At 62.1% G+C, this 21,362-nt stretch carries 16 protein-coding genes; 15 read left to right on the top strand and 1 reads right to left on the bottom strand.

Features of this window, described 5'->3' with window-relative positions; all coding sequences use genetic code 11:
• The first annotated feature begins 132 nt into the window (after positions 1–132).
• The 10 genes from MUB52_RS19385 to MUB52_RS19340 all read left to right on the top strand — a co-directional run bounded on the left by MUB52_RS19385 (position 133) and on the right by MUB52_RS19340 (position 13,984).
• Complete coding sequence (locus tag MUB52_RS19385; protein WP_263845799.1) at positions 133–2,445, top strand: hypothetical protein; 2,313 nt, start codon at positions 133–135, stop codon at positions 2,443–2,445.
• Positions 2,446–2,554: 109 nt separating this feature from the next.
• Positions 2,555–4,696 carry a type I secretion system permease/ATPase gene (locus MUB52_RS19380; RefSeq protein WP_263845798.1) on the top strand — a complete coding sequence of 714 codons (2,142 nt, stop codon included), beginning with the start codon at positions 2,555–2,557 and terminating at the stop codon, positions 4,694–4,696.
• On the top strand, positions 4,689–6,029 hold the full coding sequence (locus tag MUB52_RS19375) for an HlyD family type I secretion periplasmic adaptor subunit (RefSeq protein WP_263845797.1): 1,341 nt from the start codon (positions 4,689–4,691) through the stop codon (positions 6,027–6,029). The genes MUB52_RS19380 and MUB52_RS19375 overlap by 8 nt, the downstream gene beginning before the upstream one ends.
• 434 nt (positions 6,030–6,463) lie before the next feature.
• Positions 6,464–7,300, top strand: coding sequence for an FAD binding domain-containing protein (locus MUB52_RS19370; RefSeq protein ID WP_263845796.1), 837 nt, complete (start codon positions 6,464–6,466; stop codon positions 7,298–7,300).
• Entirely contained in the window at positions 7,293–10,040 is a 2,748-nt protein-coding gene (locus MUB52_RS19365) for a molybdopterin-dependent oxidoreductase (protein WP_263845795.1), read from the top strand. The genes MUB52_RS19370 and MUB52_RS19365 overlap by 8 nt, the downstream gene beginning before the upstream one ends.
• On the top strand, positions 10,033–11,523 hold the full coding sequence (locus tag MUB52_RS19360; protein WP_263845794.1) for a 6-hydroxynicotinate reductase: 1,491 nt from the start codon (positions 10,033–10,035) through the stop codon (positions 11,521–11,523). Before MUB52_RS19365 ends, MUB52_RS19360 begins: the two co-directional genes overlap by 8 nt.
• Positions 11,520–12,377, top strand: coding sequence for a UPF0280 family protein (locus MUB52_RS19355; protein WP_263845793.1), 858 nt, complete (start codon positions 11,520–11,522; stop codon positions 12,375–12,377). Before MUB52_RS19360 ends, MUB52_RS19355 begins: the two co-directional genes overlap by 4 nt.
• Positions 12,370–12,951 (top strand): amino acid synthesis family protein, encoded by a 582-nt coding sequence (locus MUB52_RS19350; protein WP_263845792.1) that lies wholly within the window; start codon positions 12,370–12,372, stop codon positions 12,949–12,951. The genes MUB52_RS19355 and MUB52_RS19350 overlap by 8 nt, the downstream gene beginning before the upstream one ends.
• Entirely contained in the window at positions 12,948–13,532 is a 585-nt protein-coding gene (locus MUB52_RS19345) for an amino acid synthesis family protein (protein WP_263845791.1), read from the top strand. Before MUB52_RS19350 ends, MUB52_RS19345 begins: the two co-directional genes overlap by 4 nt.
• Entirely contained in the window at positions 13,529–13,984 is a 456-nt protein-coding gene (locus MUB52_RS19340; RefSeq protein WP_318527448.1) for a MarR family winged helix-turn-helix transcriptional regulator, read from the top strand. The genes MUB52_RS19345 and MUB52_RS19340 overlap by 4 nt, the downstream gene beginning before the upstream one ends.
• Before the next feature lie 145 nt (positions 13,985–14,129).
• On the opposite strand, the gene MUB52_RS19335 is transcribed toward MUB52_RS19340, so the two are convergent.
• The gene (locus tag MUB52_RS19335; RefSeq protein WP_263845790.1) at positions 14,130–15,293 is read right to left on the bottom strand and encodes an amidohydrolase family protein; all 1,164 of its coding nucleotides are present in this window, start codon (positions 15,291–15,293) and stop codon (positions 14,130–14,132) included.
• 226 nt (positions 15,294–15,519) lie between these two features.
• Here MUB52_RS19335 and MUB52_RS19330 point away from each other — a divergent pair, with 226 nt between their 5' ends.
• From MUB52_RS19330 to MUB52_RS19310, 5 genes are all read left to right on the top strand, one after another.
• Positions 15,520–16,587: an aromatic ring-hydroxylating dioxygenase subunit alpha gene (locus MUB52_RS19330; protein ID WP_263845789.1), complete on the top strand. Its 1,068-nt coding sequence runs from the start codon at positions 15,520–15,522 to the stop codon at positions 16,585–16,587.
• A gap of 51 nt (positions 16,588–16,638) precedes the next feature.
• Entirely contained in the window at positions 16,639–17,847 is a 1,209-nt protein-coding gene (locus MUB52_RS19325; RefSeq protein ID WP_263845788.1) for an ABC transporter substrate-binding protein, read from the top strand.
• Positions 17,848–17,910: 63 nt separating this feature from the next.
• Complete coding sequence (locus MUB52_RS19320) at positions 17,911–19,794, top strand: ABC transporter permease (RefSeq protein ID WP_263845787.1); 1,884 nt, start codon at positions 17,911–17,913, stop codon at positions 19,792–19,794.
• Positions 19,791–20,567, top strand: coding sequence for an ABC transporter ATP-binding protein (locus tag MUB52_RS19315; RefSeq protein WP_263845786.1), 777 nt, complete (start codon positions 19,791–19,793; stop codon positions 20,565–20,567). The genes MUB52_RS19320 and MUB52_RS19315 overlap by 4 nt, the downstream gene beginning before the upstream one ends.
• Positions 20,560–21,261: an ABC transporter ATP-binding protein gene (locus tag MUB52_RS19310; RefSeq protein ID WP_263845785.1), complete on the top strand. Its 702-nt coding sequence runs from the start codon at positions 20,560–20,562 to the stop codon at positions 21,259–21,261. The genes MUB52_RS19315 and MUB52_RS19310 overlap by 8 nt, the downstream gene beginning before the upstream one ends.
• Positions 21,262–21,362: the final 101 nt, after the last annotated feature.

The following is a 21,362-nucleotide window of genomic DNA, read 5'->3' as shown; positions in this document are numbered from 1 at the left end:
CCCGCAACACACATTCCCCGGGCCGGGCGCTCTCCCGGCCCGGGGACATGAGCGAAGGCAGGAGACAGACCAAGAGACGTCAGCGCAGACCGGTTTTTCCAATTTCTATTGGTGTTTTGGGGGCTACAACGAGTGTCATTTGATCCAATTACCGAGAAGATTGCGCATTTCATCGGCGCATTTCAAATCATTGAAGAACAGGCGCGCCTCCGCGCAGAATACGACGAATTCAGGGCGCTCCAGGCCTCCGAGGATCGGGCCGAAGCGCTCGAATTGCTCAGCTCCTCGATCACGCACTCCCACAAGCTCAAGGACTTCAGCCCCGACCTGCAATGGAAGCCCCTTCTGATCGGGTCCGCTGCGCCGGACCTGCCCGGTGTCGCCCCGACAGTGCCGCCAGCAGATATCGTTGAGCCGGGCGCACCGCTCGCATACCAGCAACCCGCCCTCGTGCCTGCTGAAGGGTTCAACGGCACAGCCGATAGCAGTATGATCTTCTTCCTGCCGCTGCCGAGTTCGGTCGCCACGGTGACGTTCCAGAAAGCAACACTTTTCGACAACGACATTTTCGGGGACATCGCGGGCCACGGCTTTGAGAGCATCGCGCCTCTGACGTCACTGCTAGAGTATCTCGCCCAGATGGCAGACTATCTGAGCCCTCTCAACATTGATGTCAGCGTTCTCGACGCTGATCTTTTCGACCTTGTGGCTGATATCCAGGCCGCGGCGGACAGCATCGCCGAGCAGCCCACCGATGGGGTGGAGGTGTCTCTGCTCCGGGGTGAAGACACAGATGGGATTCACCTGAATGGTGAAGAGATCGCAGAGCTGCCGGAGTGGGAGGACATCCTCCCCGCCTACCATGCCAATCGGCTCGCGGAGGACAAAAACGGTCAGGATGACGAGACCGTCAAGGGCGGGGCGGGGACCGAGTTCGATCGCGAGGTTCAGGACACCGCCGAAAGCCACTTCAAGGTGGACGACGGCCATCAGATCGTCGCCGGCGCAAATGTTCTGACGAACGCAGCGTCGATCACCTCAAGCTGGCTGGACGCATCCGTCTTTGCCGTAGGCGGCGACGTTCTCAGATTTGACGCGATATCGCAGGTCAACGTTCTGATCGATCACGATTCCGCCGTTCACGGTCTAGGGTTCGATGGCGATGGAACAGGTCCGAACAAGGCACTGAATGCGGCCTCGCTGAGCACACAGACCGTTCAAGAGGCGATGGCTGCGGCTGATGATGACCCGGAGACGTCCGAGGACGACGCGCCTGCCTCCCCGGAAGAGCCCGCAGATCACAGCGCCTCGTCTGAGGCCGCGGGCCCAAGCCCCCAGCACTGGGTCGTCGAGCGCCTCGAGGGCGATGTGGTGCAGATGAATTGGGTCAAGCAATACACCTTCAGCACCGACTTCGATCAGGCCGCCATTACGATCCAGGGCGCATCAAGCTTCATCGGTTTGGGTGAAAACCAGATCAGCAACCATCTCTCCACCTTCCAGCTTGGCTACAACTACGACCTGATCGTGGTCGCTGGCGACATGATCGATGTCAATCTCATCGATCAACGCAACGTCGTTTTGGACGGCGACAAGGTCAAGTCTCAAGATGACGGGCCGAGACCGTCCGTCTCCAGCGAACAGACCGGCGCGGCGACGCGGGGCGAGGCGCAAAGCGCAGAAGACGTGATTGGGCTTTCGTCACAGGCCGCCAGTCCTGTCTCCGCATCGGTGGAGGATGATGACGACGCGGATGATCCCAGGGTGGAGCAGGCGGAGGCTGAAGACCTGGACGCGGACGCGCCGGTCGATGAGCCCGTCTACGACGACAAGCCTGTCCATCCATCGGGCGACAACCTGCTCTATAACGAGGCGACGATTGAGAAGGCTGGGTTCGACAAGGACGCCGAGATCAAACAGAACTTCGAAGACGCTATCGCGGCGTTCTCCTCCGGCTCGGACGATGTGGATGCCGAGGTGCTCGAAGATCCGCTTTTCAACGGGACGGAGTTGCTGCGCGTTCTCTACGTCGACGGGGATTTCAAGAGCGTCAATGCGCTCGAGCAGACCAACATTCTCGGCGACGCAGATCAGGTCCATCTGGCCGTCGATGAGTTTGCAGCGGCCTTGCAACAGGAAATCGAACTGGTTGCCGGTTCCAACATCGCGGCGAATTTCGCCGCGATCCGTGACAATGGGCTGGACAGTGAGGTGATGGCGCAGGGCGAGACCTATTCCGACGCGCTGATCCATCAGGCCAATCTGATCGACACGGACCCCGCACCGCCCGGCGCCACCATCGCTGATCTCGCGACCGAAGCGGTGGCCTTCCTTGCGGACGATATTGTCGATCAGAACTTGGGTGAGGAGATCCTTGCGCAAACGGCATCGATGGTCGCCGACGTGCCGCAAGCGGCGGACATCATGCAAGAACTGGTCGTTTGATCTTCAGAACCTTCAGAGGCGTTAAAAAGTGAATGATATTCCAAAGTTCTCGGGGCGACCTGTAAGAGCCAATTCAGACCGAGCGTTCAAAAGCAAACGTGCCCGACCAATGACGGCCGGGCCGCTGTATCTCGGGGTCGATCTGCGCGCTGACACGGGACCGGCCGAGCCGCCTGCCCGGGTCACGCCAAGCCCGGCACAGGCCGACCGGTCGCAGGGCGCCGCAGAGCCCGCCCCGGAGCCTTCTGCACCTGAACCGGCGGATACCGCCGGTTTTTCCAGCACCGCGCATCCCACCAAGGAGGCCGTCGGCGCAAACGCACGAGGCGACGATGCACCGGGCCGACCTGCTCCGAATGAACGCGGCAAAGATGCAGAACCAACGGTTGCCAGGATTTCGGAGGCACGTGATCGGCCCGGCATAACGATCGACGGCGACAAAGGGCCGATCAGACGGCGTCCGCATTCGGACGGCGCTCGGCCAACAAGTGGAGGTGGCGATGGCAGCGCGCCACCTCCCAAGTTTCACAAGCGGCTCGGGCCCGAGGACTTCGGCGAAAGCCTGCGGAAAGGGGGCCTCGCGGTCAGACGAAACCTCATGTTCGTGCTGGTCCTGACCTGCGCGACCAATCTGCTGATCCTCGCGATCCCGATCTATCTTTTCCAGATCTCCGACCGGGTGCTGACAAGCCGCTCGATCGACACGCTGGTCATGCTCACCGTGATCATCGTGGGTGCGGTGGTGTTGCAGGCAACCTTCGATGCGGTGCGCAGGTTCATCCTGATGCGCACCGCTGTCGAGGTTGCCGTTCGGCTGGGCGCCCCGATCCTGAGCGCGGCCTCGCATGCATCGCTGCACGGAAGCGGGCGGGAGTATCAGACCTTGGGCGACCTGCAGCAGCTGCGCGGATTTCTGGTCTCCAGCACCCTGATCTCGTTTCTCGATGTGCCTTTCGCGCCGATGTTCATTTTCGCCATTTTCCTAGTCCACCCGCATCTCGGCACGATCGTTGTGGTGACGTCGCTGCTGCTTCTGGTCGTGGCTGTGATCAATCAGAAGATCACTGCCAAGCCTTTTGCCAAGGCTATGCAGGCCCAGTCAAAGGCGAACATGCATCTGGAGTCGATGGCCCGAAACTCGCAGATCATCAACGCGCTCGCGATGATCCCCGAAGCCGTCATGATCTGGGGCAAGGACACTGCAAAGTCCCTGACCGAGCAGGTCTGCGCGCAGGACCGCAACATCGTCACCTCGGCCGTGTCGCGGGCCATTCGCCTCCTGACCCAGGTCGGCATGCTGGGCTGGGGGGCGTATCTCGCGATCCAGGGGGAGATCACCGGCGGCATGGTCATCGCCGCCTCGATCATCGCGGGGCGGGCTCTGGCTCCGATCGAAGGCTCAATCGAAGGATGGAACGGATACTCTCTCTCCCGCTCGGCATACGGGCGGATCAAGACGCTGCTGACGTCCTCCAAGGTCCAGTTTGAACGCCTGAACCTTCCCAAGCCGGAAGGACGGCTGGACGTTGAACGGCTCCTCTACGTCCCCGGCGGAACCAAACAGGTGATCTTGAATGGGATCAGTTTTTCGCTGAACCCCGGCGAAACACTGGCGGTCATCGGAAATTCGGGAGCCGGGAAGACGACGCTGGGCAAGATGCTGGTTGGATCGATCCTGCCGACCTCCGGCAATGTCCGGCTGGACCTCATGGACCTGCGCAACTGGGATCAGCGACAGTTCGGCGAGAACATCGGATACCTGCCACAGGACGTGCAGCTGTTCCCCGGGACCATCAAGGACAACATCGGGCGCATGCGTGCGGATGCGACAGACGAGCAGATTTTCGAGGCCGCGAGCCTGGCCGATGTGCATGAAATGATCGCCGATCTGCCACAGGGGTACGAGACCATCGTAGCCGCAGACGGATCGCCCCTGTCGGGCGGGCAGAAACAGCGCATCGCCCTGGCCCGTGCGTTCTTTGGCAACCCGCGGTTCCTGGTGCTGGATGAGCCCAATTCCAACCTCGATACAAATGGCGACAAGGCGCTGGCCCAGGCGATAAAGCACGCGCAGAAGAACAAGATCACGGTGGTCGTCATCACGCAGAAGCCGTCGCTGCTGAGTTGCGTCGACAAGATCATGCTGCTCGCCGACGGCACAATCCAGATGTTTGGCGAGCGGCAGAAGGTGCTTGAACAACTGGCCGGACGCAAGACCAACCCGAACAAGCAGGTATCAAAAGATGGCTGAACTGATCCACTATCCCGCGAATGGAGACTGGCATGCGGACGTCCCGCGCTCGGTCTACAAACAGGTGATCTTCGGGTTCGCCCTGATGGTTTTGACATTCGGTGGGTTCAGCCTCTGGGCCTTCCGGGCCCCGCTCGCCGCCGCGGTGATCTCGCAGGGGAGCTTCGTGGCAACAGGTCAGAACAAGATTGTCCAGCATCTGGAAGGTGGCATCATCCGCGACATCGTGATCCGCGAAGGGGATAGGGTCTCGCAGGGCCAATTGCTGATCCGCCTCGACCAGACGGCCGCCGCGGCCAAAGAGCGTGAGCTGTATCTCCGCCAGATGCGCCTCGAGGCGACAGAGGCCCGTCTCCTGGCCCAACACGAACGGTTGCCCCTGCCCGTCTTTCCCGAAGCACTTTCGTCAAAGACCAACGACTTTGAGATTGCATCCATCATCGACGGCCAGATGCTGGCCTTCAACATGGCTGAATCCGCGTTGGACGACGATCTTTCCCTACTGCAACGCAACTATGATGCCCTGGAGGTGCGCCGCGTCGGCTACGCGGTCCAACTCGATGCGCACAAGCGTCAGTTGGAGCTCCTGTCCGATGAATTGGAGATCAAAACCGATCTTCTGGAGGACGGTCTGATACGGCGATCGGAGATGACGGCGCTCAAGAGGGTTCTCATCGAAGCGGAAGGCCAGATTGGCCGCCTTGAGGCCGAAGTCGATGAGATCGAGCAGATCAAGTTCAAATACGAAGAGCAGATAAACCAGACGGACGCCCGCTATCGGCAGGAAGCGCTGGACAACCTGCAGATAGTCCAGGCTGAGCTTGACGGCATCCGTGAGCAGGTCCGTGCGGCGATGAACGTGAGAGAGCGCGCCGACGTTCTCGCACCGGTCTCGGGCGTCGTCGTCAGGCTCTACTATCACACCTCCGGCGGCGTGATCGAGAGCGGCAGACCCATTCTCGAAATCCTGCCCGAAGATGAACCCTTGATCGTAGAAACTCAGATCCCACGTGCCGATATCGACAGCGTCTCGACAGGCCAGAACGCGACAGTTCGGCTTGTGGCGCTGAACCAGCGCACAACGCCCGTGCTGAATGGTCAAGTCGAGTACGTGTCAGCCGACGCCGTAACAAACAAGAGCACTGCCTCTGCTGAAGAGGTGTATGTGGCGCGGATCACGCTCAGTCCCGAGGAACTGCGTCGGGTCGCGAACTTCACACCAACGCCCGGCATGCCCGCCGAAGTCATGATTCAGACGGAGGAGCGGACGTTTGCGCAATACCTTGCGAAACCGGTGACCGACAGCATGTCACGCGCATTCCGCGAACAATAAGGACAATCCTAGCGCAAGCGCTCGCACCCAGGCTTCTTTTCCGCTGGGCTGGTCGCGGTCCGAAGCGGCCGCCTGCACCGGGTAAGCGATGCCGCACTTGAACCCGCAAATCCGCTGGTCGCTGGGGGAACCGTACCTGAGCTTTAGATAATTCGGACGCCGCGGACAAAAGGCCATTGCAGCTTCGCGACCGATATCTGCTTTGAGCATCACAGTTTAGGCTACTCCGTCCACAGCAATGCCTTGCACCAAGTGCCATGATCTATGTTGATCATCCGCCGCTGTTTGCAATTTGGCACCGGTTTGTACTTTGGGTCCGTCCAGGCCGAGGAACCATGGAATCGGGCGGACGGTACCGACAATTACGTTGACAGGAGCGGATCCCCCTTCATACCATTTGCGTACAAATGAATTTCCACGAGAGGAAGCTGCCGGTGTCTGCCTCCTACTTCGCACCGCATACGTTGGATGAAGCGATTGAGGTCATGGCCGCGCACGCCCCCGATATCGTTGCGGGAGGAACGGACTATTTTCCATCCCGCGACCGATCTCCGTTGGATCGCAGCCTGCTGGACGTCACCCGCATGCCGGAATTGCGCACGATCTCCGTTTCGGATGCGGGGTGGCGTATCGGTGCGGCGACCACCTGGACCGATCTCGTCCGCGCCGATCTGCCACCAGCCTTTGATGCTTTGCGTGCGGCCGCGCGCGAGGTGGGCAGCGTACAAATCCAAAACGCGGGCACGGTGGCGGGTAATCTGTGCAACGCCTCTCCCGCGGCAGATGGTGTTCCGCCGTTCCTAGTGCTGAACGCCCAAGTGGAACTTGCCGGACCGAATGGGCGGCGACATTTACCGCTGGCCGAATTTTTGAAGGCCCCGCGCAGAACCGATCTGCAAAGGGGCGAGATCATGGTTGCGATACATGGCCCGCCTGTGCCGCAAGGCGCGACTTCGGCCTTCGAAAAGCTGGGGGCGCGGCGGTATCTCGTCATCTCCATCGCCATGACGGCGGTGTTGATCGTGCTGGACGACGATGGGCTCATCTCAGAAGCGCGGGTGGCGGTGGGTGCCTGCTCACCGGTCGCACAGCGCCTCCCGGGGCTCGAGGCCGCACTCGTCGGACAGTCGCCTGACAGTCCAGGTATCGACGCGGACGCCTTGCCGGAACTGACACCCATCAGCGATGTGCGGGCTGATGCGCGCTACCGGGCTGAGGCTGTGCCGCACCAGATCGAACGCGCCTTGCAAAGGGCAGCCCGATATGGATAAGCGCATCGGCCTTAACAGCATCGCATTTACGCTGAACGGCGACAGTGTAGTGACCCGCCCGTTGCCGGGTGAACGCCTGTCCTACAGCTTGCGCGAGCGTCTGGGCGCGAAGGACGTCAAAGTGGGCTGTGACGCGGGCGATTGCGGCGCGTGCACCGTTCTGGTGAATGGCGCGGCCATCTGTGCCTGCCTCATGCCGACTCATCAGGCTGAGGGGCGCACGGTCGAGACGCTGGCGGGACTGCGCGGGGCAGACAGCGCCGCCGAAGCGCTGGCCGACAGCTTTGCGGCGCATGGTGCGGCGCAATGTGGCATCTGCACGCCCGGCATGATGGTCTCGGCTGTGGCGCTCTTGCGCAGCGGCACGCAGCTGACCGAGGCGGCCGTGCAGGATGCGCTGGGGGGTGTGCTCTGCCGCTGCACCGGCTACGGCAAGATCATCGACGCGGTTCTGGCTGCAGGCGAGCCGCATGCCCCGCCGCAAGGCGACGGTCATACCGGCCAGCCGATCCAACGGCTCGACGTGGCGGGCAAGCTCGACGGGACGGAACGCTTTGGCGACGATGTTGCGCCACCGGACGCGCTGCACCTGCGGGTGATCCGTTCACCCTACCACCGCGCGCATTTCGACCTGGGCGATCTGCAGGGCTGGGCGGGACGCACGCCCGGCATTGTGACAGTGTTGACCGCGAAGGACGTTCCCGGCGCGCAAACCTTCGGGGTGATCCCGGCTTTTGCCGATCAGCCGGTGTTCGCCGTTTCCGAGACCCGCTTCAAGGGAGAGGCAGTTGCCGCCGTCGTCGGCAGTGCCGCGGCCATGCAGGTGTTTGATGAAACGCAAGTGCCAATCACGTGGACGGAGTTGCCAGCCGCGCTGTCCATGTCCGAGGCGCTGACCGACGAGGCCCCGGCCTTGCACGCCGACCGCCCCGGCAACGTGATGTGCAAGGGCTATGTCGCCTGCGGTGATGACGAAGCCGCGCTAGAGGCCGCAGATGTGACTGTCGAAGGCAGCTTCACCACTGCGTTTGTCGAACATGCATATATCGAGCCCGAGGCGGGCTTTGCCCGGATGGTAGGCGACCGGCTGGAGGTGCATGCCTGTACGCAAGCGCCCGTCATGGACCAGGAGGCGTTGGCCGAGATACTGGGCGTCGCACCCAGCGCCGTGCGCATCGTGCCCACCGGCGTTGGCGGCGGCTTCGGGTCCAAACTCGATCTGTCGGTACAACCGTACCTGGCGCTTGCGGCGATGCGGACAGGTCGGGCGGTGCGACTGACGTACAGCCGCACGGAGTCAATGCAATCGACCACGAAACGCCATCCTGCGCAGATCACCGCCCGTATTGGTGCAACAGCGGATGGGCGTCTGAACGGGATGACGTTTCAGGGTCAGTTCAACACCGGTGCCTATGCCAGTTGGGGGCCGACCGTGGCCAACCGGGTGCCGGTCCATGCCTCAGGTCCCTACCGGATCGCCGACTACCGGGCTGAGGCGCGAGGCGTTCACACGCATTGCGTCCCATCCGGCGCGTTTCGTGGCTTTGGCGTGCCGCAATCCGCGGTGGCGCAGGAAAGCCTGTTTGATGAACTTGCTGACAAGCTGGGAATGGACCGGCTGGAATTCCGCATCCTCAACGCCTTGGAAAACGGCACGCCGACAGTCTGTGGGCAGGTCTTCGACAGTGGCGTCGGCATTCGCGCCTGTCTCGAGGCGTTGCGCCCGGCCTGGGCAAAGATGCGCGCTGACGCGCAGTCGTGGAATCGCGGTCATCCCTCGCTGCGGCGCGGTGTCGGTGTGGCAGGCGGCTGGTACGGCTGCGGCAACACCTCTCTGCCCAATCCGTCGACCATCAAGTGTGGGCTACGCGCGGATGGCACGCTCGTTCTGCACCAAGGCGCGGTGGACATAGGTCAGGGATCGAACACGGCGATTGCGCAGATCTTTGCCACGGCCCTTGGCGTGCCTGTGGACAAGGTAACTTTGGTGGGCGCTGACACCGATGTGACGCCGGATGCGGGCAAAACCTCGGCTTCGCGCCAGACCTTCGTGTCCGGCAACGCCGCGCGGCTCAGCGCCGAGGCGTTGCGGGCCGAGATCCTTGCGCGGGTCAATGCGGACAAAGGCGCCAAGCTGAACTTGGACGGTGATGTGATCGAGATACGCGACGCCGCCAAGACACATCGCGTGGCACTTGCCGATCTGCCAGCCGATGCCGAAGGCTACGTGCTGCGCGCCGAGCAAACCTATGACCCACCGACGGTGCCACTGGATGCCAACGGACAGGGCCATCCCTACGCGCAATTCGGGTATGCTGCGCATCTTGCTGTTGTCGAAGTGGATATGGCGCTCGGCACCGTCAGACCGCTGCGCGTAGTTGCCGCGCATGACGTGGGCCATGCCATCAACCCCAACCTGGTCGAAGGGCAGGTCCAGGGCGGCATCGCGCAGGGCCTCGGCATGGCGTTGATGGAGGAATATCTGCCCGGTCGCACCGACAATCTGCATGATTACCTCATTCCCACGATCGGAGACATCCCGCCCATCGAAACGCTGATCATCGAAGAGCCTGACGTGCATGGCCCCTTTGGTGCCAAGGGGTTGGGGGAGCACGTGCTCATACCCACGGCACCCGCGCTGCTCAATGCCATCCACGATGCCAGCGGCGTCAGGGTCACCGAGTTGCCAGCCACGCCGGCGCGTGTGCGCGCCAAGCTGAGGGAGCGTGACCATGGCTGACGGGACGACCAAGCCCGAAAAGATCCGCTGCGACGCTTGCCCGGTGATGTGCTACATCGCGGACGGCAAGACCGGCGCCTGTGATCGCTATGCCAACCACGCCGGCGAGTTGGTGCGGCTCGACCCGCTCACGATCATCGAGAACACCTCCCACAAGCTGGTCCCCTTTCTGGGCGAAGGCGGGGGCGAGGAGTGGGACGGCGATATTGTCCATTCAGACCGGCCCTTCGTGACAGCGGTCGGCGCGGGCACCACCTACCCCGACTATAAGCCTGCCCCCTTTATCGTGGCGCAGGAGATCGAAGGCGTGGATATGGTCACGGTCGTGACCGAGGGCATTTTCAGCTACTGCGGCGTGAAGGTGAAGATCGACACCGACCGCCACATCGGCCACGAATGCGATGTGGTACGCGTCGCGGGTGAGCCCATCGGGCACGTTATGACGTCGGAATATGGCTCCAAGATGCTGTCTCTGGGGGGGGTCGAGCACCTCACCGGCGGCACAAAGGCCGAGGGTCGCGTCACATGCGAAGCCCTTCTGCGGCTGTGCAACCGCGAGCCGGTCGAAATGCGCATCGGTGATGGCGATTGTGCGACCGATCTTGTTGTTCAGGCTGGCGAGGCGCCGATCATCAACGGCGTGCGGGAAAGGCTGATGCGGGTGGGCTGTGGCTCGGCCGCCATAGGAATGTTCGCCAAGCAGTGGCTGGGCCATGTCGACGAGGTGGTGGTTGTGGACGACCACATCACCGGTGTGTTGAGCGAGCATGAGGCCGGCAAGCAACTCGACGTGCCAAAAACCGGGATCAAGATCAAAGGCCGCCGTTCAACCCCCGGACGGTACTTTCAGGTGGCCGAGCCGGGGACAGGCTGGGGCGGCACGGATATCGAGGATCCGCTGACCATCCTGGGGCCGTGGAACCCGAAGGTGGCCTGGCCGGGCCTGCGGCTCCTAATGGTGTCAACCACGGGAGAGCAATACGGCTACTTCGAACTGAGCGAGGATCTGGCGCCCGAGCCAAGAGAGATCCCCGCCAAACTCAAGGCCTCAGCCGATCTCATTGCCGAGAATTGCGAGCCGTCGGTATCCTCGGTGCTCTTCATGGGTGGCGCAGGCGGGTCGCTGCGGGCGGGCGTCACGGAAAACCCGGTGCGACTCACCCGATCGGTCAAGGAGTCCCTGACTTACGTGTCCTGCGGCGGTGCCGAGGCTTATGTCTGGCCCGGTGGCGGCATCACGGTGATGGTGGATGTCATGGACATGCCACACGTCTCTTTCGGGTATGTGCCGACACCTGCACTGGTGGCACCCATCGAATTCACCATGCGCGTCGATGACTACGACGCGCTCGGCGGGCATATGGAGGAAATCCGCAGGCTCGACTCGGTGCCGATGGCGTCTGCGCGCAAGGTGTCGCAATTGGCGGGCCAACCCGATCCGATGGACCACGCGAATTACCCTTGGGCGCGGGGGCGCAAATGACGGCGCAGGCCCGCCTTCTACCCGGCGGCACGCGGCTGCATTTGCAGCATGGTCCGATTGACCTGATCATCGGGGCTGACGCGCCCGCGCGCCAGCGTGCCTTTGCCGCGGCGCGCGCGCGCTTCGCGGGTCTGCTCGAACAGCTGGTCTCGGAGTTACCGTCGCTGCGGAGGGCCATTGGCGCGGGGCATCCGCGCCTTTCGGGGGTGGTGGCGCAACGCATGGTCCGCGCCGTCCATCCGTTTCAGGACCGCTTCGTGACGCCGATGGCCGCCGTCGCGGGCGCTGTCGCGGATGAGGTGCTCGCCGCCATGCGCTGTAGTGGTCCACTGCGGCGTGCCTATGTGAACAATGGCGGTGATGTTGCTTTGCATCTCGCACCCGGCGAGCGTTTCATCACTGCAATGCAGGGCGTCGATGGGACCGATCTGGGGCGCATTTCTTTGTCGGCAGGGCAAGGGATTGGCGGTATCGCGACCTCTGGTCGCCACGGGCGCAGTCTGAGCCTGGGCATCGCGGACAGTGTGACCGTTCTGGCCGAAAGCGCAGCTGCTGCGGATGCCGCGGCCACGCTGATTGCCAATGCAGTGGACCTGCCGGGCCATCCCGGCATCAGCCGCACGGCCGCACATCTGCTGGACACCGACAGCGACCTCGGTGCGCGCGCGGTCGTGACGGGATGCGCGCCGCTTTCGCGCGCCGACTGCTCGGCCGCCTTGCAAAACGGCCTGCACGAGGCAAAACGCATGGCGACGGCTGGGCTGATCCGCGCCGCTTCACTGCATCTTCAAGGACAGACCACCGTGCTCGATACAGACAAGTCCTTCAACAACAGGATCCTTGACCATGCCTGACGTCACCCTGCGCAAGATCGTCCTGCTGATGGAAGAAATCCGGCACGAGGGCGGCCCGCCGCCCGACAAACCGCTGCAGCGCGGCGCCGTCATGGCCGTGATCCACAACCCTTTTGCCGGTGAATATGTCGAAGACATACAGCACTTCATGGAAGATCTGAAACCGTTGGGTCTGCAAATGGCGCGCAAGCTGGCCGACGCGTTGGGCGGGCCGCATAAAATCGAGGGCTATGGAAAGGGGGCCATTGTCGGATCGGACGGCGAGATCGAACATGGCGCGCTCTGGCACGTTCCTGGTGGCTATGCCATGCGAGAGCTTCTGGGCGATGCCAAGGCCATCGTGCCATCCACCAAGAAGGTCGGCGGCCTTGGCGCGCGGCTTGACGTGCCGGTGACCCATATCAACGCCTCTTACGTGCGCAGCCATTTCGACGCTGTCGAGGTCGGATGCAACGACGCGCCCCGCGCCGATGAACTGGCGTTGATCCTGGTCATGACCACCGGTGCGCGTATTCACAACCGCATGGGCGGTCTGGCCGCCAAGGACGCCAAGGGAGAGGACGGGCTGAGATGAAAGCGAAAATCCGCAAGATCGCCGTGCAGGTGGAAGAAACGCATGTGGAGATGGGGCGTGCGATCGACCCCGCCACGCGCAAGGCGGTGGCCGTGGCGGTCATCGAAAACCCCCTTGCCGGCGTCTACGAAGACGATCTTTCGGGGCTTATGGAGATTGGTGCTGAACTGGGAAGCCTTCTGGGCGAAAGATGCGTCGCCGCTCTGGGTATCACGCCCGACGCCGCTGAAAGCTATGGAAAATCCGCAATGGTGGGCGAGGCCGGAGAACTCGAACACGCCGCGGCCATTCTGCACCCCAAGCTGGGGGCACCGCTGCGCAAGGCGGTGGAAAAGGGCGCGGCACTTGTTCCCTCGTCAAAGAAGATGGGCAGCCCCGGACAGGTGCTTGACGTGCCACTCGGCCACAAGGACGCAGCCTATGTGCGCAGTCATTTTGATGGCATCGAAATCAGCCTGAACGACGCGCCGCGGGCGCGCGAAATCATGGTGGCCGTGGCAGTCACGGATTCTGGCCGCCCGCTGCCGCGCGTGGGCGGGCTGACAGCGGATGAGGCCAAAGGCGAGGACGGGCTGCGGTGAGCGGGAAAACGGCCAAGGCCGACATTCAAAGCCCCATCCTTGGAACCTATATGCTCGACGATCAGGTCGGGTATCTGTTGCGCCTTGCCGGTCAGCGCCACGCCGCCATCTTTCAGGCGCATACGGTCCAGGGGCTGACCCCTACGCAGTTTTCCACATTGGTCCGTCTGGCCGAAAACGGACCTTGTTCCCAGAACCAGCTCGGTCGCCTCGCGGCCATGGATATCGCCACGATCAAAGGTGTCGTGGACAGGTTGCGGCAGAGAGGATTTGTCCGCACAGCTCCATCAGCCGACGACCGGCGGCGCCATATCGTGTCTTTGACGGACGAAGGCGCGCGTGCTCTTGACCGCATGATCCCGGCGGGCCGCGTGATCACCGAAGAGACGCTGGCCCCTCTAAAACCGCCTGAACGGCGCAACCTGATCAAGCTGTTGCGAAAACTGGGCTGAGGCGCAAGCAAGTTGCGCAATCGGTCCGAAACATTTCACGTCCCCCGGACGCCGAGATATCCTGACCGGAAAGTTTTGGTGGTTGGCTTGGTGCAAACTGGGCCAAACGAGGAATTCGCCCTAAAGATTATCAAACGCGATGGTGTCAGACTACCTCGGGCAGGCGCTGAGCGGGTGGTGTGTTTCGACTGCGCAGGCTGGTGACCTTACCGTCGATGATCGTCATGCCGACGCCGGGAAGGTTGCCAAGTTGCACCGACTCCAACACGTTCTTGCCCGGTGCGTGCTGCGCCTGATCCATCAGCACGAAATCCGCGGCGCGCCCGGCCTCGATGATCCCAACATCCAACTCGCGCCGCCGTGCGGTGTTGCCGTTGGCAAAGCAGAACGCAATTTCGGCAGGCACGTTGCCCAGGCTCGACAGCATCGCAACCATCCGTAGAATGCCAAGGGGCTGCACGCCAGATCCCGCTGGCCCGTCGGTTCCAAGGATGATCTGATCGAGCTTGTCTAATTCGCGTGCTGTATTCAGCGTCAGAAGTGCTGCACGTTCGTTGCCATTGTGCACGATTTCGAGCGCTGCGGTGCAGTTCTCGCAAAGACAGACAATCTGGTCATCCGGCAAAGCCGAATGGCCGCCGTTGATATGGCCCACCACGTCGGTGCCAGTCTCCAGCACCATGTCCGCATCAATCAGCCCCGACCCGGGGATCGACGGGCCGCCGGTGTGGATCGTGCTTTGCATGCCGTACTTGCGCGCCCAGCCGATCATCTGGTTGGCGGTCTTGCCGTCCTTGACGGTGCCAAGACCGACCTCGCCGATCAGCCGGACGCCGGCATCGGCCATCTCCCTGAAATCCTCTTCCTCGAGGCCCTTTTGCAGCAAAGGTGCGCCGGCGTGCACCTTCATCCCCGAGGGGCGTAGATTATCGTACCAGCGCTGCGCCGCGATCGCCATGGCTTTGGTGCCAACGGGATCATTGGGTCGACCGGGCATGTGAACTTCCCCGGCCGAGATCATCGTCGTCACCCCGCCATGCAGGGTAGAGTCGATCCAGTGCAACTGTTGCTGGCGCGGCGTGTAATCGCCCACCACCGGGTGCACGTGGCTGTCGATCAGACCCGGGGCCAGCGTCACACCCTTGGCATCCACTGTCACATCCGCGCCATCGCAGTCCAGATCGTCTTCGCGCCCCCACTCTGAGATGCGTCCGTCATGCGCGATCAGGCAGTCGCCATCGAGGATGGGCTCCTCCATCTTGCCCGACAGGATCATGCCGATGTTCTTGATGACCAGTTTCGCGCCCATGACCTGCCCCTCCTTCATGCCCAAACCGCACGAGTGTCAGTATGCATAGGCGCATCAGCATGAAAAGCGCGGAAAACTGGCGTCTTCGGTCGAAGCCTGCTTCGCATGGCGGCCCCATTCGCGTCAAATCGAATATGTTCGTATGCAAATGAAATTATCATTTGACAGCGAATGTTCTTTTGCGCCTCAATCCAGGGGTGGGGGTGCTGCCAATGACTTGCACGAGATGAGCTTTGTCCGAAACGCGTGGTACGTCGCGGGCTGGTCGCGCGACTTTGGCGAACCGCTCCGCGCCATGGAAATCCTCGGCCAGCGGCTGGTCATGTACCGGGCCTCGGACGGCACCGTGACAGCACTTGAGGATCGTTGCCCGCACCGGCTCCTGCCGCTGTCCAAGGGCAAGCGCATCGGTGACACAATCCAATGTGGGTATCACGGCATGACCTTTGATGGTGCGGGCAACTGCGTGCGCGTGCCAGGGCAGGACAACACGCCAAAAAGTGCGTTTGTCGAAGCTTTTCCTGTTGAAGAGCGCCACGACATCGTCTGGGTCTGGATGGGCGATCCGGACTTGGCCGATCCCGCGCAGATCTTTGATATGCCCGAGTTCACGAGCCCCGACTGGCACGCGCACCAAGGCGAAGCGCTGCACATCGAGGCGCATTACCTCAACGTCGCGGAAAACCTCGTGGATCCGGCTCATGTGAGCTTCGTGCATCCCACGACGCTTGGCAGCGCCGCTTCGGAAAACGTGCCGGTGCATGTCTCGACCGGCGGCGATGTGATCACCGCATGGCGCTGGATCCGCGATGCGCCGCCTGTCGGATTTTTTCAGAAGTTCGGGGGGTTCAACGGCCACGTGGACCGCTGGCATTATTACCACCTGCATCTGCCCTCGACCGCCGTCATCGACTTCGGCTCCATTGCGACAGCGGAAAACTGCGCCGAAGACGACCGCAACCGGGGTGTGCGCATCTTTGCCTTGCATTTCGTAACCCCGGTCAACGAGGATCGGACCATCGATCACTGGATGCATCTGCGCAATTCGGCGCTCGGCGACGAGGAGGCCTCGGCGCAAATGGATGCGATGTTCAACGTGGCTTTTGCCGAAGACAAAGCGGTGCTCGAAGCGGTGCATGAAAACGAAAAGCGCCCCCAGCGCAGACGTCCCATTCGCATCGCGATTGACAAGGGCCCCAATGTTTACCGCAAGCGCATTCGCGACCTCGTGGCTGCAGAATCCACCGAGGATCTGGGCGCCGCTGAAGGGGCAAGTTTTGTGCATCACGACTGACGACAACGGCGGATGAACGGCCGGATTTCCCACCTTTCAGGAGAGGACACCATGCAACGTAAGACATTTCTCAAGGGGTTGATTGCCGCCGGAGCGCTGGCAACGGTACCGCTGGCCGCCGCGGCTCAACAGGATCCGATCATTATCGGCGAGATCAACCATTACAAGCGGATGGCCGCCTTTGCCGAGCCCTACAAGATGGGCATCGAGCTGGCGATCGAGGAAACCAACGCGGCCGGCGGCGTCATGGGGCGTCCGCTTGAATTCATCTTTCGGGACGATCAGGGCGAGCCAGGCGAAGCGGTAAAAATCGCCGAAGAACTCATGACCCGCGATGGCGCGGTGATGCTGACGGGCACGATCCTGTCGAATGTGGGTCTCGCCATCTCCAGCTTTGCCGGGGAAAAGGGCTATGTCTACCTCGCGTCCGAGCCGCTGGCGGACAGCCTCGTCTGGGCGGCTGGCAATCCCTACACCTTCCGGCTGCGGGCCTCGACCTTCATGCAGGCGGCGATGCTGGCCGAAGCGGCGGCCAAAACCGATGCCACGCGATTTGCAACCATCGCGCCCAACTACGCCTACGGAAAGGACGCTGTGGCGGCGTTCAAGGAGAACCTGCTCAAGCTCAAACCCGACGCCGAATTCGTGGCCGAGCAATGGCCAGCGCTGTTCAAGATCGACGCGGGCGCCGAGGTGCAGGCGCTGGAACGGGCCAAGCCCGATGCGATTTACAACGTGACATTCGGACCGGATCTGGCAAAATTCGTGCGCGATGGTACGGACCGGGGGCTCTTCGACGGGCGCGATGTTTATGGCCTGTTGTCCGGGGAGCCCGAGTATCTCGACCCGCTGGGAGACGAGGCACCGGAAGGATGGACCGTCACGGGCTTTCCCTGGTACGACCTTGAGGACGGACCGGACGGTGCCTTTGTCAAAGCCTACCAAAAGCGCTACGACGATTACCCGCGTCTGGGCAGCATCGTCGGATACATGACCGTGCAGTCCATCGTCGCTGCGTTGGAAAAGGCGGGATCGACCGAAACCGAAGCGATCCGCGCGGCATTCGAGGGATTGGAAGTGGACAGTGCCATGGGCCCGATCACGTTCCGCGAGATCGACAACCAGTCCACTATGGGCGCCTATGTGGGCACGACCGCGCTGGAAGACGGCAAAGGTGTCATGGTGGATTGGGAGTATAAGGACGGCGCCAACTACCTGCCCACCGACGAAGAGGTCCGCGCGCTGCGCCCGGCCCAGTAACGCCTTGGGATGCGGGGGCACAGGGTTGGCCCTCGCAGTCCGTCAATCACCTGACAGGTTGCAATGGAATTCTTCGTCGCGCAGATTTTGACGGGACTTGCAAACGCCAGTTCGCTGTTTCTTGTGGCCTGTGGCCTTTCGCTGATCTTCGGTGTCACGCGCATCGTCAATTTCGCCCATGGCAGCCTTTACATGCTGGGGGCCTATATCGGCCTCACGCTCATGGAGGTGCTGCCGGGCCATTTTGGCTTTTGGGGCTCGATCCTTCTCGCTGGTATTGCCGTGGGTCTGATCGGTGTGGTGATCGAGATGCTGGTGCTTCGCCCGGTCTACCGCGCACCGGAGCTCTTTCAACTGGTGGCTACCTTTGGTGTCATCCTCGTGATCCAGGATCTGGCACTGCTGATCTGGGGACCAGAAGACCAACTCGGCCCGCGCGCACCCGGACTGCGGGGTGTTTTCCGCATTATGGGAGAGCCCATTCCGAAGTATGACATCGTGCTGTTGATCATTACCCCCTTCATCGCGCTGGCGCTCTGGTGGATGATGACGCGCACCCGGCTGGGCGTGTTGGTGCGCGCCGCCACCCAAGATCGCGAGATGGTGGGCGCGCTCGGGGTGAACCAGGCCTGGCTCTTCACCGGCGTCTTTGCACTGGGCTCGGCCTTGGCGGGGTTGGGCGGCGCGCTTCAACTGCCCAAGGGCGGCGCCGATTTGCTGATGGACTTTACCATCCTGACACCGGTTTTCGTGGTAGTCGTCATCGGTGGCATGGGGTCACTGCCCGGGGCGTATCTTGCGGCCATCATCATCTCTGTTCTGAACGTATTTGGTGTCACCTACATTCCCCAATCAACACTCGTGCTGATGTTCATCGTCATGATCGTGGTGTTGATGATCCGGCCCTACGGCCTTTTGGGCCGCGAAGAGGTCGCAGGCGAACATGGTCAGGTGGGCGAGCCGGAGGAACCGATCAAGCCAGCCTCGGCCAGGGTCCGCGCGATTGTCGCGGTTGGATTGGCTTTGCTGGCGCTCCTTCCCCTTTTCGGGGGCAATTTCGCGCTGGTGCTGACCACCGACATTCTGATCTTCTGCCTCTTCGCCGCCTCGCTGCATTTCCTGCTGGGGCTGGGGGGCATGGTCAGCTTTGGCCATGCGGCCTATTACGGCGGTGGCGCCTATGTGGCCGCACTTCTGGTGACCTGGACCGAAACGCCAATGGAACTGGCCTTTCTGTTGGCACCTATTGGCGCGGGTCTGATCGCCATCGTTGTCGGCTGGGTTTGTCTGCGGCTGACGGGTGTCTATTTCGCGATGCTGACGCTGGCCTTTGCGCAGCTGCTCTGGAGCCTGGTGTGGCAATGGCAGGAGGTGACAGGGGGCGATGATGGGCTGGTCAACATCTGGCCAGCCGGCTGGCTCAATGACAATACCATCTACTTCTATGTCGCGCTGGTCTTTTCCGTGGGCGGCATCCTGATGCTGCGCCATGTGGCGCACTCACCCTTTGGCTACGCCTTGCGCGCCGCGCGCGACAGCAAGCGCCAGGCTGAGGCCACCGGGATCGACACCCGCCGCGTGCAGCTTCTGGCGTTTACCTTCGCGGGCTTCATGGGCGGACTGGCTGGCGCGCTCTTCGTCTTCTCGAAGGGCAGCGTCTTTCCCAACGAGTTGGAGATTGTTCGCAGCTTCGATGCGCTGATCGTCGTGTTCCTGGGCGGCGTGAAAACGCTGGCGGGCGGTGTCGTGGGCGCAGGGTTCTTCAAGGGCGTTGAAGACGTGCTGACCCGTTTCGAATACTGGCGGTTGATCATGGGGCTCTTGATCATCTTCGTGGTGGTGGTTGCACCGGAGGGCATCGTCGGCAGCCTGCGCCGCGCATGGCGCCACTTCGGGCCGGGTGACAGCCAGGATGCCGCGACGACCAAGGAGGAGCGCCGACTATGAGCGCAATTTTGGAAACTCGCGGCCTGACCAAGACTTTCGGTGGCCTCACCGCCGTAGACGATGTATCCTTCGCGCTTCAAAAGGGCGAACTGCTAGCGATGATCGGCCCCAATGGCGCTGGCAAATCAACGTGCTTCAACATGCTGATGGGGCAATTGCCGCCGACCTCGGGCGCGGTGTATCTGGATGGAGAGGTGATCACTGGCCTTGGGCCGCGCCAGATTTGGCGGCGCGGGGTTGGGCGGACCTTTCAAATCACCGCCACCTATGCCTCGATGACCGTGGTCGAGAACGTGCAGATGGCGCTGTTGTCCCATAATGGGGAAATCTTTCGCGTTCTGCCCTTCGCACATCGCATGCACCGCGACCGCGCGCTGGCCTTGCTGGATATGGTCGGCATGGCGGCGCAAGCGGACCGGCATTGTGCGGTACTGGCCTATGGCGATTTGAAACGGATGGAACTGGCCATCGCGCTGGCGCATGACCCCAAGCTCTTGCTGATGGACGAACCCACCGCAGGCATGGCGCCGCGCGAACGGCTGGCTTTGATGGAGCTGACGGCGCGCATTGTCGCCGAACAGGGCGTGAGTGTGCTCTTCACCGAACATGACATGGACGTCGTGTTTGGCCATGCCCACCGCATCATGGTTTTGAACCGTGGCGCGCTGATCGCCGAAGGCAATGCGGCCGAGATCCGAGCCAATCCTCTGGTCCAGGACGTCTATCTGGGCGGCGGCACCGTGTTTGGCCGGGCGGAGAAGACGGATGCTTGAGGTCGCGGGCGTCAATTCCTATTACGGCAAAGCGCATGTCCTGCGTGATCTGAGCTTTGAGGCACCGCGCGGCCATGTGGTTGCACTTCTCGGACGGAACGGTGCGGGCAAATCCACAACGATGAAGTCGATCATGCAGCTTGTCCGCCCCGCATCGGGCCGGATCGTGTTTCAGGGCGTCGATATCGTGGGGTTTCCGGCCCATAGGGTGGCCAAGATGGGTCTGGGATATGTGCCGGAAGACCGCCGTGTGTTCACCGATTTGACGGTGAGCGAGAACCTTCTGGTGGGTCGCCAGCCTCCGCGCGACGGCGCGCCGACATGGACCGAGGAGATGCTGTTTGAGCTCTTCCCGAACCTTGCCGAACGCCGCACCAACCGTGGCAAGGCCTTGTCGGGAGGGGAGCAGCAGATGCTGACCATCGCGCGCACGCTGATGGGCAACCCGTCCTTTATCCTCCTGGACGAGCCATCAGAAGGCGTCGCCCCGGTGATTGTGGAGCAGATGGCGCAGGTCATCGCGCAACTCAAATCCGAAGGGCTGACGGTTCTGTTGTCCGAACAGAACCTGCATTTCGCTCAAGCCGTTGCTGACCTCGTGGTGATCATCGAAAGCGGCGTGCAGGTGTATCACGGCACGTTGGATGACCTAACGGCCCATCCCGAGATCCGCGACACCTATCTGGCGGCTTAGGCGTCAAATCATGCGTTTCGGTTACTGCCCGGCCCTTTTTGTCTTGGCCACTGATGGTGGGTTTCTCTGATGGGGGTTTTGGGACGTGTGGGCGCATATTG

The sequence above is a fragment of the Roseobacter sinensis genome (assembly GCF_025755255.1).
GTDB classification, from domain to species: Bacteria; Pseudomonadota; Alphaproteobacteria; order Rhodobacterales; family Rhodobacteraceae; genus Roseobacter; species Roseobacter sinensis.
Note: the sequence above shows the minus strand (reverse complement) of the source record. Positions and strands in the feature narration are given on the sequence as shown.